Genomic DNA, 16,282 nt, shown 5'->3' with positions numbered 1-16,282 from the left:
CCGGAGACCTCGGCCCCTTGGGCGTTTCCGGGGTGGGACCGGGGCGGTGCGGTGCGCGGGTGGTCGCGGGGCGAGGGCCGGGCCGGTGTGTCTCCCGCCCGCTCCTGGGGCGGGGCCGACCGGTCCGTTCCTCACGAAGCGACCGTCCCCTCCCCCGACGTTTGTTCGGGTGGAGGCCACGGGGAGTGAAGGCGTCCGGATAGGGTGGACGGATGACGCGAGCAGAGCAGCCAGACTCCGACGTCGCCCTTGTCGCGGACTCCCGCGAGCGTGCCGTACGCGCCCTTCTTCGCCATCAGCCCTTGCGACGCTTGTGGAGCGCGCAGTTGGCCGGGAGTACGGGCGACGCCCTCGCCCTCCTCGTCCTGGTGCTGTTGGGGTATCAGGCCGCCGTCTCCGAGGGCGCCCTCGGCGGCGGCTACCGGGGGGCCGCGTTCGCCGTCGCCGCCGTCGTCGGCGCGAGACTCCTGGCCACCGTGCTGTTCGGGGCCGTACTCCTGGGTCCGCTCACCGCGCTGACCGGGCCCGCGGGCCCGCTCGACCGCCGCTGGACCATGATCGGCGCCGACGGGCTGCGGGTCGCGCTGCTGGTGGTCGCGCCGCTGTGGATCGTGTGGACACCGGACAAGGCCCTGTGGTTCGTGCTCGGGACCGTCTTCGTCACCGGCGCGGCCGAGCGGCTGTGGACCATCGCCCGGGAGGGCGCGGCCCCCGCGCTGCTGCCCGCGCCGCCGCCGGAGGGCGCAGCCGTCCGGCCGCTGCCGGACCACATGGACGCGCTGCGCCGGCTCTCGCTGCGGACCGGGTTCCTCGCGGTCCCGGCGGCGGCCGCCGTGCTGCTCGTCGCGACGCTGATCGGGAACCTGCTCGCCACCGGCATCGACTGGTTCTCGCGGCACCAGGCCGCACTCGGCTCGTACGTCGCCGCCGGCCTCTTCGCCGCCTCCGTCTCCGTGCTGTACGTCATGGAACTGCCCGGCGGACAGACCCCGCGGCCGCGCTCGCCCCTGGAGGGCCTGCGCCGGCCCGCCGCGGAGAAGGGACGCACGGGCGCCGTCCCGCTGTTCGTCCTCGCCTGCGCCACCGTCGCCGGTGCCGTCACCGCCGCGGCGGCCGTCGCCGTCCTGCACGCCCACGACCTCGCCGGCGGCCCCGTCACCTTCGCGCTCCTCATCCTCGCGCTGAGCGGCGCCACCGCCGTCGGCATCCGCACCGGCGGCTCCGTCGTCCCCGCGCTGTCCCGGCGCCGGCTCCTCGCCCTCGCGATCACCGTCACCGGCATCGCGCTGCTCGCGACGGGCCTCGTGCCGGACACCGCGACGGTGCTGCTCCTCGCCGTCCTCGTCGGATACGCGGGGGGCGTCGCCGCCCACACCGGCCACACCCTCCTCGACCAGGAGACGGAGGAGGCCCGCCGCCCCCGGATGACCGAGCACCTCCAGGCGGTCGTCCGGGTCGCCATGGCGGCCGGCGCGCTCGGAGCGCCGCTGCTCGCCGCCGCGATCGGCCCGCACCGGCTCGCCTCGGGCGACTTCGTCTTCGCGCACGGCGGCGCAGCCTTCACCCTGATGCTGGCCGGCGCGCTGCTGCTGCCGGTCGCCGCCCTGGTCCTCGCCAAGACCGACGACCGCGCCGGCGTACCGCTGCGGCGTGATCTGCGCGACGCGCTACGGGGCGCCGACCCCGTGCAGGCGCCTGCCTCGACCGGCTTCTTCATCGCCCTGGAGGGCGGCGACGGAGCCGGCAAGTCCACGCAGGCGAAGGCGCTCGCCGAGTGGATCCGGGCCAAGGGCCACGAGGTCGTCGTCACCCGCGAGCCCGGGGCCACCCCGATCGGCAAGCGGCTCCGCTCGATCCTGCTCGACGTCTCCTCGGCCGGGCTCTCGAACCGCGCCGAGGCGCTGCTGTACGCCGCCGACCGCGCCGAGCACGTCGACTCGCTGGTCAAGCCCGCCCTGGAGCGGGGCGCGGTGGTGATCTCCGACCGGTACATCGATTCGTCCGTGGCCTACCAGGGCGCCGGGCGCGACCTGTCGCCGACCGAGATCGCCCGGATCAACCGCTGGGCGACCGGCGGTCTCGTCCCGCACCTGACGGTGCTGCTCGACGTCGCGCCGGAGACGGCGCGGGAACGGTTCACCGAGGCGCCGGACCGGCTGGAGTCGGAGCCGCCGGAGTTCCACGCGCGCGTGCGGGCCGGTTTCCTCGCGCTGGCCGCGGGCGACCCGGGCCGTTACCTCGTCGTCGACGCCGGCCAGGAGCCGGAGGCCGTCACCACCGTCGTACGCCACCGGCTCGACCGCATGCTTCCGCTCTCCGAGGCCGAGGTGAAGGCCCAGGAGGAGGCTCGCCGGAAGGCCGAGGAGGACGCCAGGCGCCGGGCCGAGGAAGAGGCCGCGCGCAAGGCGGAGGAGGAGCGACTGGAGCGCGAGCGCCAGGAGCAGCTCGCCCGGCTCCGTGCCGAGGAGGAGGAGCGCAAGCGCCGCGAGGAGGAAGAGGCGCGGCAGCGCGAGGCCGAACGGCAGGCGGCGGAGGCGCGTCGGCGTGCCGAGGAGGCCAGGCAGGCCGCCGAGGAGGAGCGCAGGCGCCGCGAGGCCGAGGAGAAGGCCCGCCGCGAGGAGGACGAGCGCCGTCGCAAGCAGGCCGAGGAAGAGGCCCGGCTGCGCGAGGAGGCCGAGGAACGCCGCCGCGAGAAGCAGCGCAAGGCCGAGGAGGCGCTGGTCAGGGCCGAGGAGGCCCGGCGTCTTGCGGAGGCCGCCGCGGCGAAGGCCGCGGAGGAGGCGGCGCGGAAGGCCGCCGCGGAGGCGGCGGAGAAGGCTGCCCGGGAGGCCGCGGAGCAGGCCGCCGCTCGGAAGGCGGCCCAGGAGGCGGCGGCGGAGAAGGCCGCTCAGGAGGCCGCCGCTCGCGAGGCCGCCGAGGCGGCCGCGGCGGAGCAGGTCGCCGCGCGCGAGAAGGCGGCACGGGACGCGGAGGCCGCGAGGGCGGCGCGCGAGGCCGCTCGGCAGGCCGCCGAGGTGTCGCCGAACGAGGTCACGGTCCCGACGCCGGTCGTGCGGCCGGAGGAGCCGGGGTCCGACGACGTCCGGCCCGACGACGTGACGCAGACCGTGCCGAAGGTGTCGCCGAACGAGATCACCGTCCCCACGCCGATCGTCCGGCCGGAGCCGGAGGACGTTCGGCCGGAGGAGGAGACGACGGTCCTGCGACCGGTGCGGGACGCCGGCCGGACCGCCGTACCGCCGCCGGTGCGGGACGCCGACGAGACCGCGGTGCTGCCGCCGGTGCGCCGGGACGCCGACGAGACGGCCGTGCTGCCGCCCGTACGGGACGCCGGTTCGGCCGACCGGGTGCCGCCGGGCTTCTTCCGGGACGAGCGGCCCGCGGCCGACCCGCAGGGCGCGAACGACCGGACGCGTGAACTCCCGCAGCTCGACGAGCAGGGCCGGCCGCGCCGCCGCTCCGACTGGGCGGAGGAGACGCCGCTCGACGACCTGCCGACCCTGGCGGACGAGCTGCTCGGCCCGCACGACGACGAGGACGACGGCCGGGGCCGCCGCCGCTAGGGCGGGTGTACGCGAGTGCCTCCGAGGGGGCTCACGAGGGGGCCGGACCCCCTCGTGAGCCCCCCGTCCGCTTCCCGCCCGTCAGGGGTCGGGCGTACGGGAACCGGTGTCAGTCGGGTGCTCCACAATGGAGGGCGTACCTGAGGAGGGCACATGGCCGTATGGGACGACCTGGTCGGACAGGCGAAGGTCGAGGAGCAGCTCGCCGCCGCCGCGCGCGACGCCGACGCGCTCGTGACCTCCCATGCCGCCGGTGAACCGGCCCCCGAGGCCTCCAAGATGACCCACGCGTGGCTGTTCACCGGCCCTCCGGGCTCCGGGCGGGCGACCGCGGCGCGCGCCTTCGCCGCGGCGTTGCAGTGCGTCAGCCCCGACCGGGCCCTGGGAGGATCCCCGGGGTGCGGCTTCTGCGACGGCTGCCACACCGCCCTCGTCGGGACGCACGCGGACGTCGAGGTGATCCGCACGGACCTCCTCTCCATCGGTGTGAAGGAGACCCGCGAGCTCGTCCGCCGCGCCCAGCTCTCGCCCGCGGGCGGCCGCTGGCAGGTGATCGTCCTGGAGGACGCCGACCGCCTCACCGAGGGCGCGGGTAACGTCATCCTGAAGGCGGTCGAGGAGCCCGCGCCGCGCACGGTCTGGCTGCTCTGCGCGCCCTCGCTGGAGGACGTGCTGCCCACCATCCGCTCCCGCTGCCGGCACCTGACCCTGCGCACACCACCGGTGGACGCGGTCGCCGACGTCCTCGTCCGCCGCGACGGCGTCGAGCCGGCCGCCGCCATGGCCGCCGCCCGGGCCACCCAGGGCCACATCGACCGCGCCCGCCGCCTCGCGACCGACGAGCGGGCCCGGTCCCGCCGCGCCGTCGTCCTCAAGCTGCCGCTGCGCGTCGGGGACGTCGGAGGCTGCCTCAAGGCCGCCCAGGAGCTGATCGACGCGGCCGGCGAGGACGCCAAGGAGGTCGCCGAGGAGATCGACGCCAAGGAGACCGAGGAGCTGAGGGCCGCGCTCGGCGGCGGGCAGGGTTCGCGGATGCCGCGCGGTACCGCCGGTGCGATGAAGGAGCTGGAGGAGCGTCAGAAGCGGCGCAAGACGCGTACCCAGCGCGACAGTCTGGACCTCGCCCTCACCGACCTGACCGCCTTCTACCGCGACGTGCTGACGCTGCAGTTGCGCGCGAGGACGCAGCTGGCCAACGAGGACGTGCGCGACGCGGTGGAGCGGATCGCGCGGGAGACCACCCCCGAGCGGACCCTGCGCCGGATCGAGGCGGTGCTCGCCTGCCGCGACGCCCTGGAGCGCAACGTGGCGCCGCTGCTCGCGGTGGAGGCGATGACCATGGCGCTGCGCGACTGACACCGCGACGACGGGGGCCGGCCCGTGGCGACGAACCTGAGAATCCGGGAATCCGGGCCCCGACGCCGACCGGCATCGCGGCGACGGCGCTGAGACGCCCGCCGTGGTCGGCCGAGGACCCCGGACGACGGCCACGCGGCGCCCGACCGGCGCCCGCCGTTGTCCACAGGAAGACGTCCGATTGGACACGCTCCGTGCGGGTGCGGATACGCTCCGGTCATGGACTCCAGGCGTTTCCTCCGTACGTCCGCCACGGCCCTCGCGGCCGCCGGGCTGATCCTCTCCGGCTGCACGGGCGGGAGCGACGCCGCCGCGCCCGGGGCGGCGCCGGCCCCCCGGGCCTCGGTCGCCGGCCTGGAGGCGTTCTACGCCCAGAAGCCGGTCTGGCGGGACTGCGGAGTGCCGAAGTTCGAGTGCACCACGCTGCGGGCCCCCCTCGACTACGCCCGTCCGGACGCCGGCGAGATCAAGCTCGCCGTCTCGCGGGTCAGGGCCACGGGCCCGGGCAAGCGCCTCGGCTCGCTGCTGGTCAACCCGGGCGGGCCGGGCGGCTCCGCCGTCGGTTATCTCCAGGGCTACGCGGGCATCGGCTACCCCGCCCCCGTCCGCGCCCGTTACGACATCGTCGCCGTCGACCCGCGCGGAGTGGCCCGCAGCGAACCCGTCGAGTGCCTGACGGGCCCGCAGATGGACGCGTACACCCAGGTCGACCAGACCCCGGACGACGCGCGCGAGACGGCCGCGCTCACGACCTCGTTCAAGGCGTTCGCGGCGGGGTGCGGGAAGCGCTCGGGGAAGATCCTGCCGCACGTCTCCACGGTGGAGACGGCCCGCGACATGGACATCGTGCGGGCCGCCGTCGGCGACCGGAAACTGACCTATGTCGGAGCCTCCTACGGCACGTTCCTCGGCGCCACCTATGCCGAGCTGTTCCCGGAGCGCGCGGGTCGCCTCGTCCTGGACGGGGCGATGGACCCCTCCCTGCCGGCCGTCGAGCTCAACCGTGACCAGACGGCGGGCTTCGAGACCGCGTTCCGGTCCTTCGCCGCGGACTGCGTCGAGAAGCCCGACTGCCCGCTCGGCACGACGTCGGTCGCCGCCGCCACCGACAACCTGAAGGCGTTCTTCCGTACGGTCGACGCCCAGCCGGTGCCGACCGGTGAGAGCCGCAGGCTCGGGGAGTCGCTGGCCACGACCGGCGTGATCGCCGCGATGTACGACGAGGGGGCCTGGCCGCAGCTGCGGGAGGCGCTGACCCGGGCCATCGGCGGCGAGGGCTCGGCTCTGCTCGCCCTGGCCGACAGCTACTACGAGCGCGAGCCGGACGGCTCCTACGCCAACCTGATGTTCGCCAACGCCGCCGTGAACTGCCTCGACCTCCCGGCCTCCTTCACCGGACCCGCCGGGGCCGAGGCGGCGGTCCCCTCCTTCGAGAAGGCGTCCCCCGTCTTCGGCGCGGGCCTCGCCTGGGCCGCCCTGAACTGCACCTACTGGCCGACCCCCGCCACCGGCCGCCCCCACCGCATCACCGCCGCCGGCGCCCCGCCGATCGTCGTCGTCGGCACCACCCGCGACCCGGCCACCCCGTACAAGTGGGCCCGCTCCCTGGCCGACCAGCTCGCCTCCGGCACGCTGCTGACCTACGAGGGCGACGGCCACACGGCGTACGGCCGGGGCAGCGACTGCATCGACACCGCGATCAACACCTACCTCCTGGAGGGCACCGTCCCGGAGGAGGGAAAGCGCTGCTCATAGGGGTGGTCGGAGCACCCCCGGAAACTGTGTAGACTTGGCGAGGCCGCTGCGCCCAGTATGGGAAAGCACGGCATGCCGCCTTAGCTCAGTTGGCCAGAGCAACGCACTCGTAATGCGTAGGTCTCGGGTTCGAATCCCGAAGGCGGCTCGGATCAGCCCCAGGACTCACTCGCCGTGACCTGGGGCTTTTTCATGCCCGGGACAGGTCGGGCCGCGCCACGGGATCTCGCGGGCTTGGGCGGGCGAGGCGTGAGCGGAGGGCCCGTACGGCGCCCGGCGCGGGCCCCGGTGGGCCCGGCCGCTGCCGCCGTCGGGTGGTGCTCACGTCGCGTAGTCCTCCACGTAAGTGGCGATCAGGCCGAGCAGGGCGTCCGCCCGGTTGCGGTCCTCGTGGTGGGCGCGCAGGGCCGCGTCGGCGGCGCGGAGGCGGGCCAGGGCGGCCGGTTCGCCGTCGACCACGTCGTCGACCAGCGGTGAGGTCACCAAGTCCAGGCATGCGGTGAGCAGACGACGCGTGGCCGGCGAGGGAGGGCTCGCGTCGGGGACGGTGTGCGCGGCGGTGAGGTACCGCGCGGGGTCGGTGAGGCTCCACCCGACCACGGTCCCGTGCTGGACGAGCAGTGCCACGTCGGGGGCGATGCCGACACGGGCGTCCAGGGGGCCGTCGAGCACGCCGAGGTCGCGCAGGCAGGCCAGCTCGGCATCGCCCGGGGCCCGGCACAGCACCGTGCACGTCTCCTGGCGGAAGTCCCGGACCTCGTCCGCGCGGAGCCCGCCCGGGCGGACCGCGGGAAGGACGGGCATGCGGGGGACGGTCTCTGCGTCCGCGGACACGTACGGCATGCGGAACTCGGTGCCCGCCAGTTCGCGGGTGTCCGGGTCGAACCGCAGGGTGTCGAAGGTGTCCCACAGCAGGTCCTGGCTGCCGAAGGTGTTCGAGAGGAAGCGCTCGCGCTCCTCCCCGTCCGCGTGGCGGGCCACGTCCACGGAGTCGCCCGTGAAGCGGGGGGTGATGCGCAGCGGGTCGTCCGTCACCGTCGCGCGCCAGTCTCCGTCGAACGACAGCTTCATGGCCACTCTCGCCTCATCTGATCTGCCGTGCCGGGGCCAGGAAGCCGCCGTCGGTCGGGATTCTGCCCTGCACGATGTCCTCGTGGGTGACCGGCTTGCCGGGGTCCGTCGGTTTGCCGCCGAGCGCCGCCGCGCCGGAGTCGCCCTTGATGCCCGAATCTCCGTACGCCGTGATGGCCTGGCCCTGCTTGGACCCGGGTCCGTAGGCCACGACGATGTCGTTGTCCTTGCGGAACACGAAGTTACCGGCCTGGCCCGAGGACTGGTACACGGCGTCGGGGTTCTTCAGGATCTCCAGGACCCGCTCGTCGGTGAAGCCGTGCCGCGTGTCCCCGTGGTACTTCGGGTGCTTGTTGATCTCACCGTTCTCCGCCCTCTCCGCGATGCCGTCCAGGATCTTGTCGATCCGCTGCTGGGCCTTCTCCTCCTTCGTGTACTTGGGCATGAGGCCGTGCGGGTCGTACCCGCTGAGCGGGTTGTCCACGTAGGCGACGGGGTTCGGGGCGGGAGCCAGACCGAGGGGGTCCGGGGAGGTGTAGCGGCCGGTCTCCGGGTCGTAGTGGCGGAAGTGGTTGTAGTGGAGGCCGGTCTCGGGGTCGTAGTACTGGCCGGGGAAGCGCAGGGGCGTGTAGGCGCCGCTCTCCCGGGACCAGGCCGTGGTGCCCCACAGCGTGCTCCGGGTGCGCCAGGCGATGTCGCCCGCCTCGTCGACGAGTTCGGTCGGCGTGCCGATGAGGTCGGTGGCGATGGCGAAGAACCGCCGGTCGATCTCCCTCTGGTGGTCGTCGGCGGTGAGGATGCGCTCGGTCTGGGTCAGGGGGACGTCGTGGCGGTGGTCCCAGGTGAGGGCGACGGTGTTCGGCTGGTCCGGCCGGTGAGTGGTCTGCTCGCACAGGGTGAGGCCGTCCCAGGTGAAGCGGACCTCCTCCACGACGCTCTCGCCGTCGGCCGCCAGACGCTGCTTCGCGGTGCGGCGGCCCAGCGGGTCGTAGCGGTACGTCCACCGTGTCCCGTCGGGGGTGGTCACCGAGGTGAGGCGGTTCTCCGTGTCCCAGGTGTAGCGCCAGGCGTCGGGCTTGCGGGAGAGGCGGGTCTTCCGGCGCAGGGTGACACGGCCGAGGGCGTCGTGCTCGAAACGGACGGCACCGGCGCGGGTGAGGGTGGTGCCGGAGTAGGCGCGCGGTCCGGTGGCCTCGTGACCGGGGTGGTGGGACGGCCATGACGCCGCGCTCTGGTTGCCCGCGGCGTCGTAGGCGTACCGCTCCGTCCAGCCGTGCGCGTGGACGGCGGTGACGCGGCCCACGCTGTCGAGGTCGAAGGTGCGGGTGCCCGACAACCGGTCCGCGACGGACGTCAGCTGACCGTCGGCGCGATAGGAGTAGGCGCGGCTGTTGACGGCGCGCGCCCCGGCGGTGATGTGCTGGGCGGACAGCCGTCCGGCCTCGTCCCAGACGGAGGTCATGGTGATCGCGTCGCCGATGGCCCGGGTCAGTTCGCGTCCGGCGGCGTCGTGGGTGAAGTCGACGCGGTGGTCGCCGGTGGTGAGGCGACGGGCCCGCCCGTCGGCACCGTAGGCGTAGGAGGTGACGTGACCGGTGGGGGTCGTCCGGCGGATGCGACGGCCCAGGACGTCGTAGGCGTAGGCGAGGGGGCGGCCGTCGACCAGCTCGGTCTTGACCAGGCCCCGGCGGTCGTACTGGTACCGCAGCTCGCCGTCCGGCCCGCACGCCTCCAGCAGGCGCCCGGCGCGGTCGTAGGCGTAGGTCGTCACGCGGCCGTCGACGTCCTTGCGGACGACCTGGCCGAGCGGGTCGCGCGTGAACGAGACGGTCCCGCCGAGCGCGTCCGTGCGCGCGGCGAGACGGCCCGCGGGGTCCGTCCGGTAGGTGAGGGTGCGGCCGTCGAAGTCGGTCTCGGACACGATGTGGCCGGCCGCGTCGTAGTCGTAGGTCCAGGACAGGCCGTGCGGGTCGACGACGCGGGTGAGGCGCAGCTCGTTGTCGTGCTCGAACTCGTAGCGGGCGCCGTCGGGCCGGGTACGGGCGGCCAGCAGGTCGAAGTGCGTGTACTCGAGGCGGGAGACGCCACCGGACGCGTCGGTGTGGGTGAGGAGGTTGCCCTCGCCGTCGTAGGTCCACGACTCGGTGGCGCCGTCCGGGTCGGTGCGCCGGGCGAGTGGCCCGTCGGCGTGCCACTCCATGAGGGTGACGCCGCCCGTCGGGTCGGTGACGCGGACCGGCCGGCCGAGGAGGTCCCGCTCGGTGCGGGTGACGGCGCCGCCCGGGTCGGTCACCTCCACGGGCAGTCCCGCGGCGTCGCACACCAGCCGAGTCGTCGCCCCGAGGGCGTCGGTGACGGAGGTGAGGCGGCCGCGGTCGTAGGTGTAGCGGGTGGTGGCCCCGGCCTCGTCGGTGACCGCCGTGCGGTTTCCGAAGGCGTCGTACGCGTGGACCCTGCGTGAACCGTCCGCCCCGACGACCTCGACGGGGAGGCCGAAGGGGCCGCGCAGGGTGCGCAGTTCGCTTCCGTCGGGGCGGGTGGCGGCCACGACCCGGCCGTCCTCGTCGTACGAGAAGGAGGTGGTGCCGCCCAGCGGGTCGGTACGGGTCAGGAGGTTGCCGCGGGCGTCGTAGGTGAACCGGGTGGTGTGGCCGAGCGGGTCGGTGAGGGCCAGGAGGCGGCAGCCGGGCCCGAAGAGGTGGCGCGTCGCGTGCCCGTCGGCGGTGGTCAGCGTGGTGGTGTGGTGACCCGTCAGCGGGTCGGGCTCGGTGTACGTCAGGGTGAGCTGGACGTGGCCGGCCTCGCCGCCTTCGGCGACGACGCGGTCCCGTTCGTCGTAGACGTAGTCGTAGCGGCTGTCGTTCGAGTCGATCCAGGCGATGACGCGGCGGCGGTCGTCGTAGACGTAGGTGGTGGTGGCGCCGGACGGCTTGGTGACGGTGGTGAGATCGCCGTTCTCGTAGCCGTACGACATCAGGGGCAGGCCGGCGCCGCTCTCGCCCGTGCGGGCGAGGGTGAGACCGGTGACCAGTCCGTCGGCGGACGACAGCGTCACCTGGTGGCCCGCCGAGTGGACCAGGGCCAGCGGCAGGCCGTCCTCGCCGCGGTCGATGTGGATCGTGTGGCCGTTGCGCTCGCTCACCTCCGACAGCCAGGCGACACCGTCGTCCCCCGGTTCGCCGCCGGACGGCGCCCTGAAGCGGAAGGTCAGGCCGCTGTCGGGGACGGTCACGGTGTAGTCGCCGTCGGCATCGCGGGACAGCTGGGTGCGGAACCTGTCGGCCGTGGGCGTGGTGGGGGCGCCGGGGGCCGGGTGGGGATACGCCACCAGCAGCCCGTCGGCGGTGACGTGGAGGACGCCGACGGCGTCGATCTCCAGCCGCTCGTCGACGGTGGAGGTCCAGGCGGGGCCCAGGAAACGGCCGACCGCGCAACCGGACTCGGTGCGGCGGGTGAAGACCAGCGGCAGGACACCGGGCAGGTCCACGTCGGTCTGCGGCAGGTACATCCGGCCCGTGGCGAGGTCCACGGGGTCGCCGCCGGCGGTGCGCTCGCCGTCGGGCGTGTCGTGCGTGCCGTCCGGGGCGTCGTCGAGCAGCCTGCGCGTCTTCGCGGCGTCGGCCATGTCGGCGGCGACGCGCACGCCCTTCACCGCGGCGCCGCCACCGCCGGTGGCCACGGTCAGCGCGGCGTCGGGCAGCAGACGGCCGAGGCCCTCGTAGGGGTCCTTCATGAAGCCGTCGAGCATCTGCTTGCCGGTGCCCACCGGGTCGTTGGCGGCGACCACGAGCCCGGCGGCCAGGCTGTTGAGGGACGTCGCGTACTCGGCGGGGTGCGTGATGTTGTACGGGTCCGTCGGGTTGACGCTGCGGACGAAGTTGAGCAGCCCCGCCGTGCCCTTGATGACGCCGCCGCCGACGTGGTCCCCCATGATCTGGAGTTCCCGCAGCCCGTCGCCCAGCTGGTCGGCGTACGAGGGCTTCTCGGGCGCCTTGTCGCGGGCGGCGCGGACCGCCGTCCGGGCGGTCTCCGCGGCCGTGTTCCGCTGTCTGCGGGCCTCGGCCAGGAGGTCCTGCGCCTCCTGCATCAGTTTCTTGCCGGGGTCGTCGAACGTCGGGGCGGGACAGGGCGGCAGCGAGGACGGGTCGCGCTTGTCGGCGGGCTGGGCGTTGTACCGCTCGACGGCGCTCCGGTAACCGTCGATCTTCCTGCGGTGGGCGTCCGCGGCGTTCTCGGACGCCTTGACGCCCTCCTTCCACTTGTCGATCGCCGTCTGGGCCTGGCCCTGCGCCCAGGTGACGGTGTCGGCGAACGACTCCAGCGCGGCCGCCGCCTTCTCGCAGGCGTCGGCGCCGGTGTACCACCTGGGCGGCTGGGTGCTCACGGCGGTCCGCAACGCCTCGGCGGTCGCGCCCGCGAGCCGGGAGGGGTCGAGGCCCTTGAGGCCGTCGCCCGCGCTGTCGAAGGCGGTCTGGAACGCGCGGAGCTTCGACGCGGTGGAGTGGAGGGTGCTCGCACTGCCGTAGATCAGCTTGGTCTTGTCCTCGGTCTGCCCGAGGTCCATCTCGTCGACCTCGGCGCCCATCCGGTTGGCGACCGACCGGGACTGCTCGCGCACCCAGTCCGCGCCGGACTCCCAGCCGACGTCGTCCAGCCGGTCGGCGGTCCAGTTCCCGGCGTCCTCGACCCGGCCGCCCACCCACTCGACGCCGTCCTCGACCACGTCCTCGACCGCGTCGGGAGTGATGTCGCTGATGAAGTCGCCGATGCCCATGCTCAGTTCCCCCCGGAATCGCCCTGCTGCTGCGCCTGTCGGGCACGCTCCTGCGGCGAGGGGCCGAAGGTGTCGTCAAGCGCCCGGTTCCACTGGTCGTCGGAGATGCCGAGCGCGTCGTTGAGCATCTCGGACCGCTGACCGCCCTGCCCCTCGGTGAGGACGGCGCGACCGGTGTCCTTCCAGGTCTGCTCCATCTCCTCGCCGGCCTTCTCGAACGACTCGGGGCTCCAGTCCGGGTCCAGGGCGTCCGGCGTGAAGACGTCGCCCCAGTCCTGCCGGGTGATCTCCTCCTCGGAGGCGTGCGGGTTGCCGCCCATCACGGAGTTGACGCCCACCTTCAGCGTGCCCTCGACGTACTGGTCGTGCTCCCACTGGGTGCCCGCCGCCAGACCGAGTCGGTCGGCGATCCCGCTCGCGTCCCGCACCAGTGCGCGGACACCCCACTCCCAGCGCTCGCAGAAGTCCTCGAAGTCGACCGCGAGGCCGTGGTGCCCGGCTTCCATCCCGGTGATCGACAGCTCCGAGAAGCCCTTGCCCATCACCGAACCGGTGGCGCCGCCGAGGTCGCCGAGCTGGTCGATGGTCGCGCCCACGCCCTGCGTGAACTTGACGACGGACGCCTTGTCGAGATTCAGGTCGGCACCGTCACCGCCCATGGCCCCGCACCTCCTCCGTCGCGCCGAGGTCGACGGCGACGGCGTCGGGGACGATGCCGGCGACCGGGGGGAAGAACATCGACGCGTCCTCCGTGGCGATGTCGACCGCGAGGCCGGCGGGCTCGCCCAGGGACGGCACGATCTCGTCCACGATCCGCGCGCCCCGCAGCGCGGCGTACTCCACGGGCCGGTCACCGGGCCCGTGACGGAGGGCGAACCGGGCCAGCGCCGTCTCGTCGGTGAACCCGCAGATCCACCGCACCCCTCCCGAACGCACCGACCACAGACCCCCGTCGGCCACCGGCACCAGAAGGATCGAGCGCCGCATCTCGCCGACGAGCGCGCGGGGGTCGTCGCCTCCCCTTCTCCGCTCGGCGATCCGCTCGGCGAGTGCCGCCCTTGGCTGCCGCACGCTACCTCCCCGTCCGTCGTGGGTGACTGAGGGCACCGTAGAGCAGGACACCCGGCATGGCACGGCCGGTTCCACGCGGGGGCCGCGGGCTCCCGGCGCGTCCGCCAGGCGGGCGGCGGTGGCGCTCCGGGGTGGAGGACGTGACAATCCCGGATCGAGATCATGGATCGGGAAGAACGAGGGGGCACCATGACCACCGCCGACGAGCGGGCATCCGAGCCGGGGGAGCTGGACGTCACCGAGCGGACCAGGCTGCGGCGCATGCGGCACAAGGGCAGCCACCGGCGGGAGGACCTGGAGGCCGTGCTCGACGCCGGATTCCTGTGTCATCTCGGGGTCACCGTCGACGGGACCCCGATGGTCGTGCCGACCGTCTACGGCAGGGACGGCGAGCGGCTGTACCTGCACGGGTCGGTCGCGAGCCGGAGCCTGGTGCAGGCGCCCGGCCGGGCCGTCTGCGTCACCGTGACGCACGTGGACGGGCTGGTCCTCGCCCGTTCCGTCTTCGAGCACGGCGTCAACTACCGGTCCGCGATGATCTACGGCGTGCCGAGGACGGTCACCGACCCCGAGGAGAAGCTGCGCGGGCTGCGGGCGCTGACCGAGCAGTGCACGCCGGGGCAGTGGGAGTACGCCCGGCAGCCCAGCCGTAAGGAGCTGGCCGCGACCGCGCTGGTCGCGCTGGATCTCGACGAGGCGTCGGTGAAGACGGCGAGCGGGCCGCCGGACGACGGGGACGGGCCCGACGCGGAACTGGGCCTGTGGGCCGGGGTCCTTCCGGTGGTCACCACGCTGGGGGCACCGGTCGCCGACCCGGTCCTGCCGCCCGGCGTCGAGCCACCGGCCCATGTGGTGCAGCGGACGGGGCAGGTCGTCGGCGGAGGGGCTCCGGCCTGAGGCGTGCAGGTGGATGAACGGCGCGCACGCCGCCTCGCGCAGCGCTCCGGGGGCCGAGCCGCCTCGTGCAGCGGCGTGCGCGCCGTCCCGTCCCGCGCCCCGCGATCGCGCCGTCCCGTCCCGCGCCCCGGCGTCCGCGCGGTCCGGCCCTGCGCCCCGCGGTTGCGCCGCCTCGCCCCCCACGACCTGACGAAGTCGGAGGCGGAGCGGCGGCCCGACGGGCCCCGCGGGGCGCTCCGGCCCGTGGGCGCGGCGGCGCGGCGGCCCGGGGAGCCGCGCAGTTCCGGAGCGGTACCGCCATCCCGACCGGTCTGTTCGGCCTTCGCCTTTCGGCCCGGGTTTCGCCGGGCCGGGCGTGAACGACCCGATTGCGCGTGGTCCCCATATCCGCTCCCGTCCTGTAACGTCGAACACCCAAAAGGGCACCCCGATCTCCGTACCGGGATCGACCATCCGGGGCCGAATGGTTCGGGGCGATCAAAGGATTGACCGACTTTCGATCCGTTGAGTGAGGATGGGTCTCATGGGGGGCTTCGCCGACCCGGGCCGCGGTACCCGTGCGGATACGGACTTCTCGTCGCTCGCGGCGCTGATCGGCCAGGACGAGATCTGCGTCGACGTCTACCGCCTGGTGATCAGTGAACCGCGGTGGGGGCTCGCGGAGATCGCCAAGGAGCTGTCCGTCGAGGAAGCCGCGGTCCGGGTCAGTCTGGACAAACTGGCCGAGTTGTCGATGCTCTACCCCACGAAAGACGCGACGGATGTCGCCCCGATAAGTCCCGAAGTCGGCCTCGCCGCCTACATTCACCGCCGGGAAACCGAAATCCATTCCCAGCAGCTGGAGTTGGCGACGATTCGGGCGGCGACCGCCGAACTCACGGCGATCTACGCCGCCCAGCGCGCCCGGCACGGCAACGCCGGTCTCGAACAGCTGGAGGGCGTCAACGAGGTGCGGGCCCGGCTCTCCGAACTCGCCCGTCACGCCGACACCGAGATCGTCGCCTTCATGCCCGGCGGCGCGCAGAGCCCCGAGGCGCTGGAGGCCAGCCGTCCGCTCGACGAGCAGAGCCTGGCCGCCGGGGTGAAGCTCCGGACCATCTATCTGGACAGCGTCCGCAACGACCGGGCCACCACCGAGTACGCCCGCTGGCTCTCCGAACTCGGCGGCGAGATACGCACCATGCCGTCCCTGCCCCTGCGCATGCTCATCGCCGACCGCTCGGTGGCGCTGTTGCCGGTCAGCCCCGAGGACACGCGCGCGGGAGCGGTGATCCTGCGGGCCCCCGGTGTCGTGACCGCGCTCCTCGCGCTGTTCGAGCTGGTCTGGGAGCGGGCCACACCGCTGCACGGCCGGCAGCGGCCCGCCGCGGGCGCGCCCTCGGAGCAGGAGATCGAGCTGCTCCGGCTGTTGCAGAAGGGGCTCACCGACGAGGTCGCCGCCCGGAAGCTGGGCCTCTCGCTCCGCACCGCCCGCCGGATGATGTCCGCCCTCTCCGCCCGCCTCGGCGCGCGCAGCCGCTTCGAGGCCGGCGTCCTGGCCGAGCGGGCCGGCTGGCTCTGAGTCCCCCGGGCCGGCGGGCTCCGGCCCGCCCGGACCGGCGGCCGGGATGCGGCGGGGATCCGGCCCCGGCGCGTTCGCCCGACGGTCCTTCGGCCCGTGTCCGTCCGACGGTGGTCCGTGAGCCCGGTGGCCCTTGTCGGCCCGTGTCCGTCCGACGGTGGTCCGTGAGCCCGGTGGCCCTCGTCGGCCCGTGCCGTCGGCCGCTGGTCCGTCGACCCGTGCCCGTCGACCCGT

9 protein-coding genes and 1 tRNA gene are annotated in these 16,282 nt (G+C 74.1%); 6 read left to right on the top strand and 4 right to left on the bottom strand.

Annotated features, from left to right (window positions below; all coding sequences use genetic code 11):
* Positions 1-212: 212 nt before the first annotated feature.
* The 4 genes from tmk (at position 213) to AB0K65_RS00585 (ending at position 6,822) form a co-directional block, all read left to right on the top strand.
* Complete coding sequence (gene tmk / locus AB0K65_RS00600) at positions 213-3,563, top strand: dTMP kinase (RefSeq protein ID WP_365712812.1); 3,351 nt, start codon at positions 213-215, stop codon at positions 3,561-3,563.
* A 153-nt stretch (positions 3,564-3,716) separates the two neighbouring features.
* The gene (locus AB0K65_RS00595; RefSeq protein ID WP_365712810.1) at positions 3,717-4,919 is read left to right on the top strand and encodes a DNA polymerase III subunit delta'; all 1,203 of its coding nucleotides are present in this window, start codon (positions 3,717-3,719) and stop codon (positions 4,917-4,919) included.
* Between the two features lie 219 nt (positions 4,920-5,138).
* Positions 5,139-6,674, top strand: coding sequence for an alpha/beta hydrolase (locus AB0K65_RS00590; RefSeq protein WP_365712808.1), 1,536 nt, complete (start codon positions 5,139-5,141; stop codon positions 6,672-6,674).
* A gap of 74 nt (positions 6,675-6,748) precedes the next feature.
* A tRNA-Thr gene (locus AB0K65_RS00585) sits at positions 6,749-6,822 on the top strand.
* Between the two features lie 173 nt (positions 6,823-6,995).
* Here AB0K65_RS00585 and AB0K65_RS00580 read toward each other — a convergent pair.
* From AB0K65_RS00580 to AB0K65_RS00565, 4 genes are read right to left on the bottom strand one after another with little or no spacing between them, the layout of a single operon-like run.
* Entirely contained in the window at positions 6,996-7,745 is a 750-nt protein-coding gene (locus tag AB0K65_RS00580) for a hypothetical protein (protein WP_365713602.1), read from the bottom strand.
* A 13-nt stretch (positions 7,746-7,758) separates the two neighbouring features.
* A complete protein-coding gene (locus AB0K65_RS00575) occupies positions 7,759-12,519 on the bottom strand; it encodes a putative T7SS-secreted protein (protein WP_365712806.1) in 4,761 nt (1,586 codons plus the stop codon).
* 2 nt (positions 12,520-12,521) lie between these two features.
* Entirely contained in the window at positions 12,522-13,178 is a 657-nt protein-coding gene (locus AB0K65_RS00570) for a hypothetical protein (protein ID WP_365712804.1), read from the bottom strand.
* The gene (locus AB0K65_RS00565) at positions 13,168-13,590 is read right to left on the bottom strand and encodes a hypothetical protein (protein ID WP_365712802.1); all 423 of its coding nucleotides are present in this window, start codon (positions 13,588-13,590) and stop codon (positions 13,168-13,170) included. Before AB0K65_RS00565 ends, AB0K65_RS00570 begins: the two co-directional genes overlap by 11 nt.
* 189 nt (positions 13,591-13,779) lie before the next feature.
* On the opposite strand from AB0K65_RS00565, the gene AB0K65_RS00560 reads away from it, so the two are divergent.
* Positions 13,780-14,487 carry a pyridoxamine 5'-phosphate oxidase family protein gene (locus AB0K65_RS00560; RefSeq protein WP_365712800.1) on the top strand — a complete coding sequence of 236 codons (708 nt, stop codon included), beginning with the start codon at positions 13,780-13,782 and terminating at the stop codon, positions 14,485-14,487.
* Between the two features lie 523 nt (positions 14,488-15,010).
* Entirely contained in the window at positions 15,011-16,048 is a 1,038-nt protein-coding gene (locus AB0K65_RS00555) for a helix-turn-helix transcriptional regulator (RefSeq protein WP_365712798.1), read from the top strand.
* Positions 16,049-16,282: the final 234 nt, after the last annotated feature.

Origin of the sequence: Streptomyces sp. NPDC053755 (genome assembly GCF_040677675.1) — a bacterium.
GTDB lineage: Bacteria > Actinomycetota > Actinomycetes > Streptomycetales > Streptomycetaceae > Streptomyces.
This window is presented reverse-complemented; position numbering and strand designations above follow the sequence as displayed.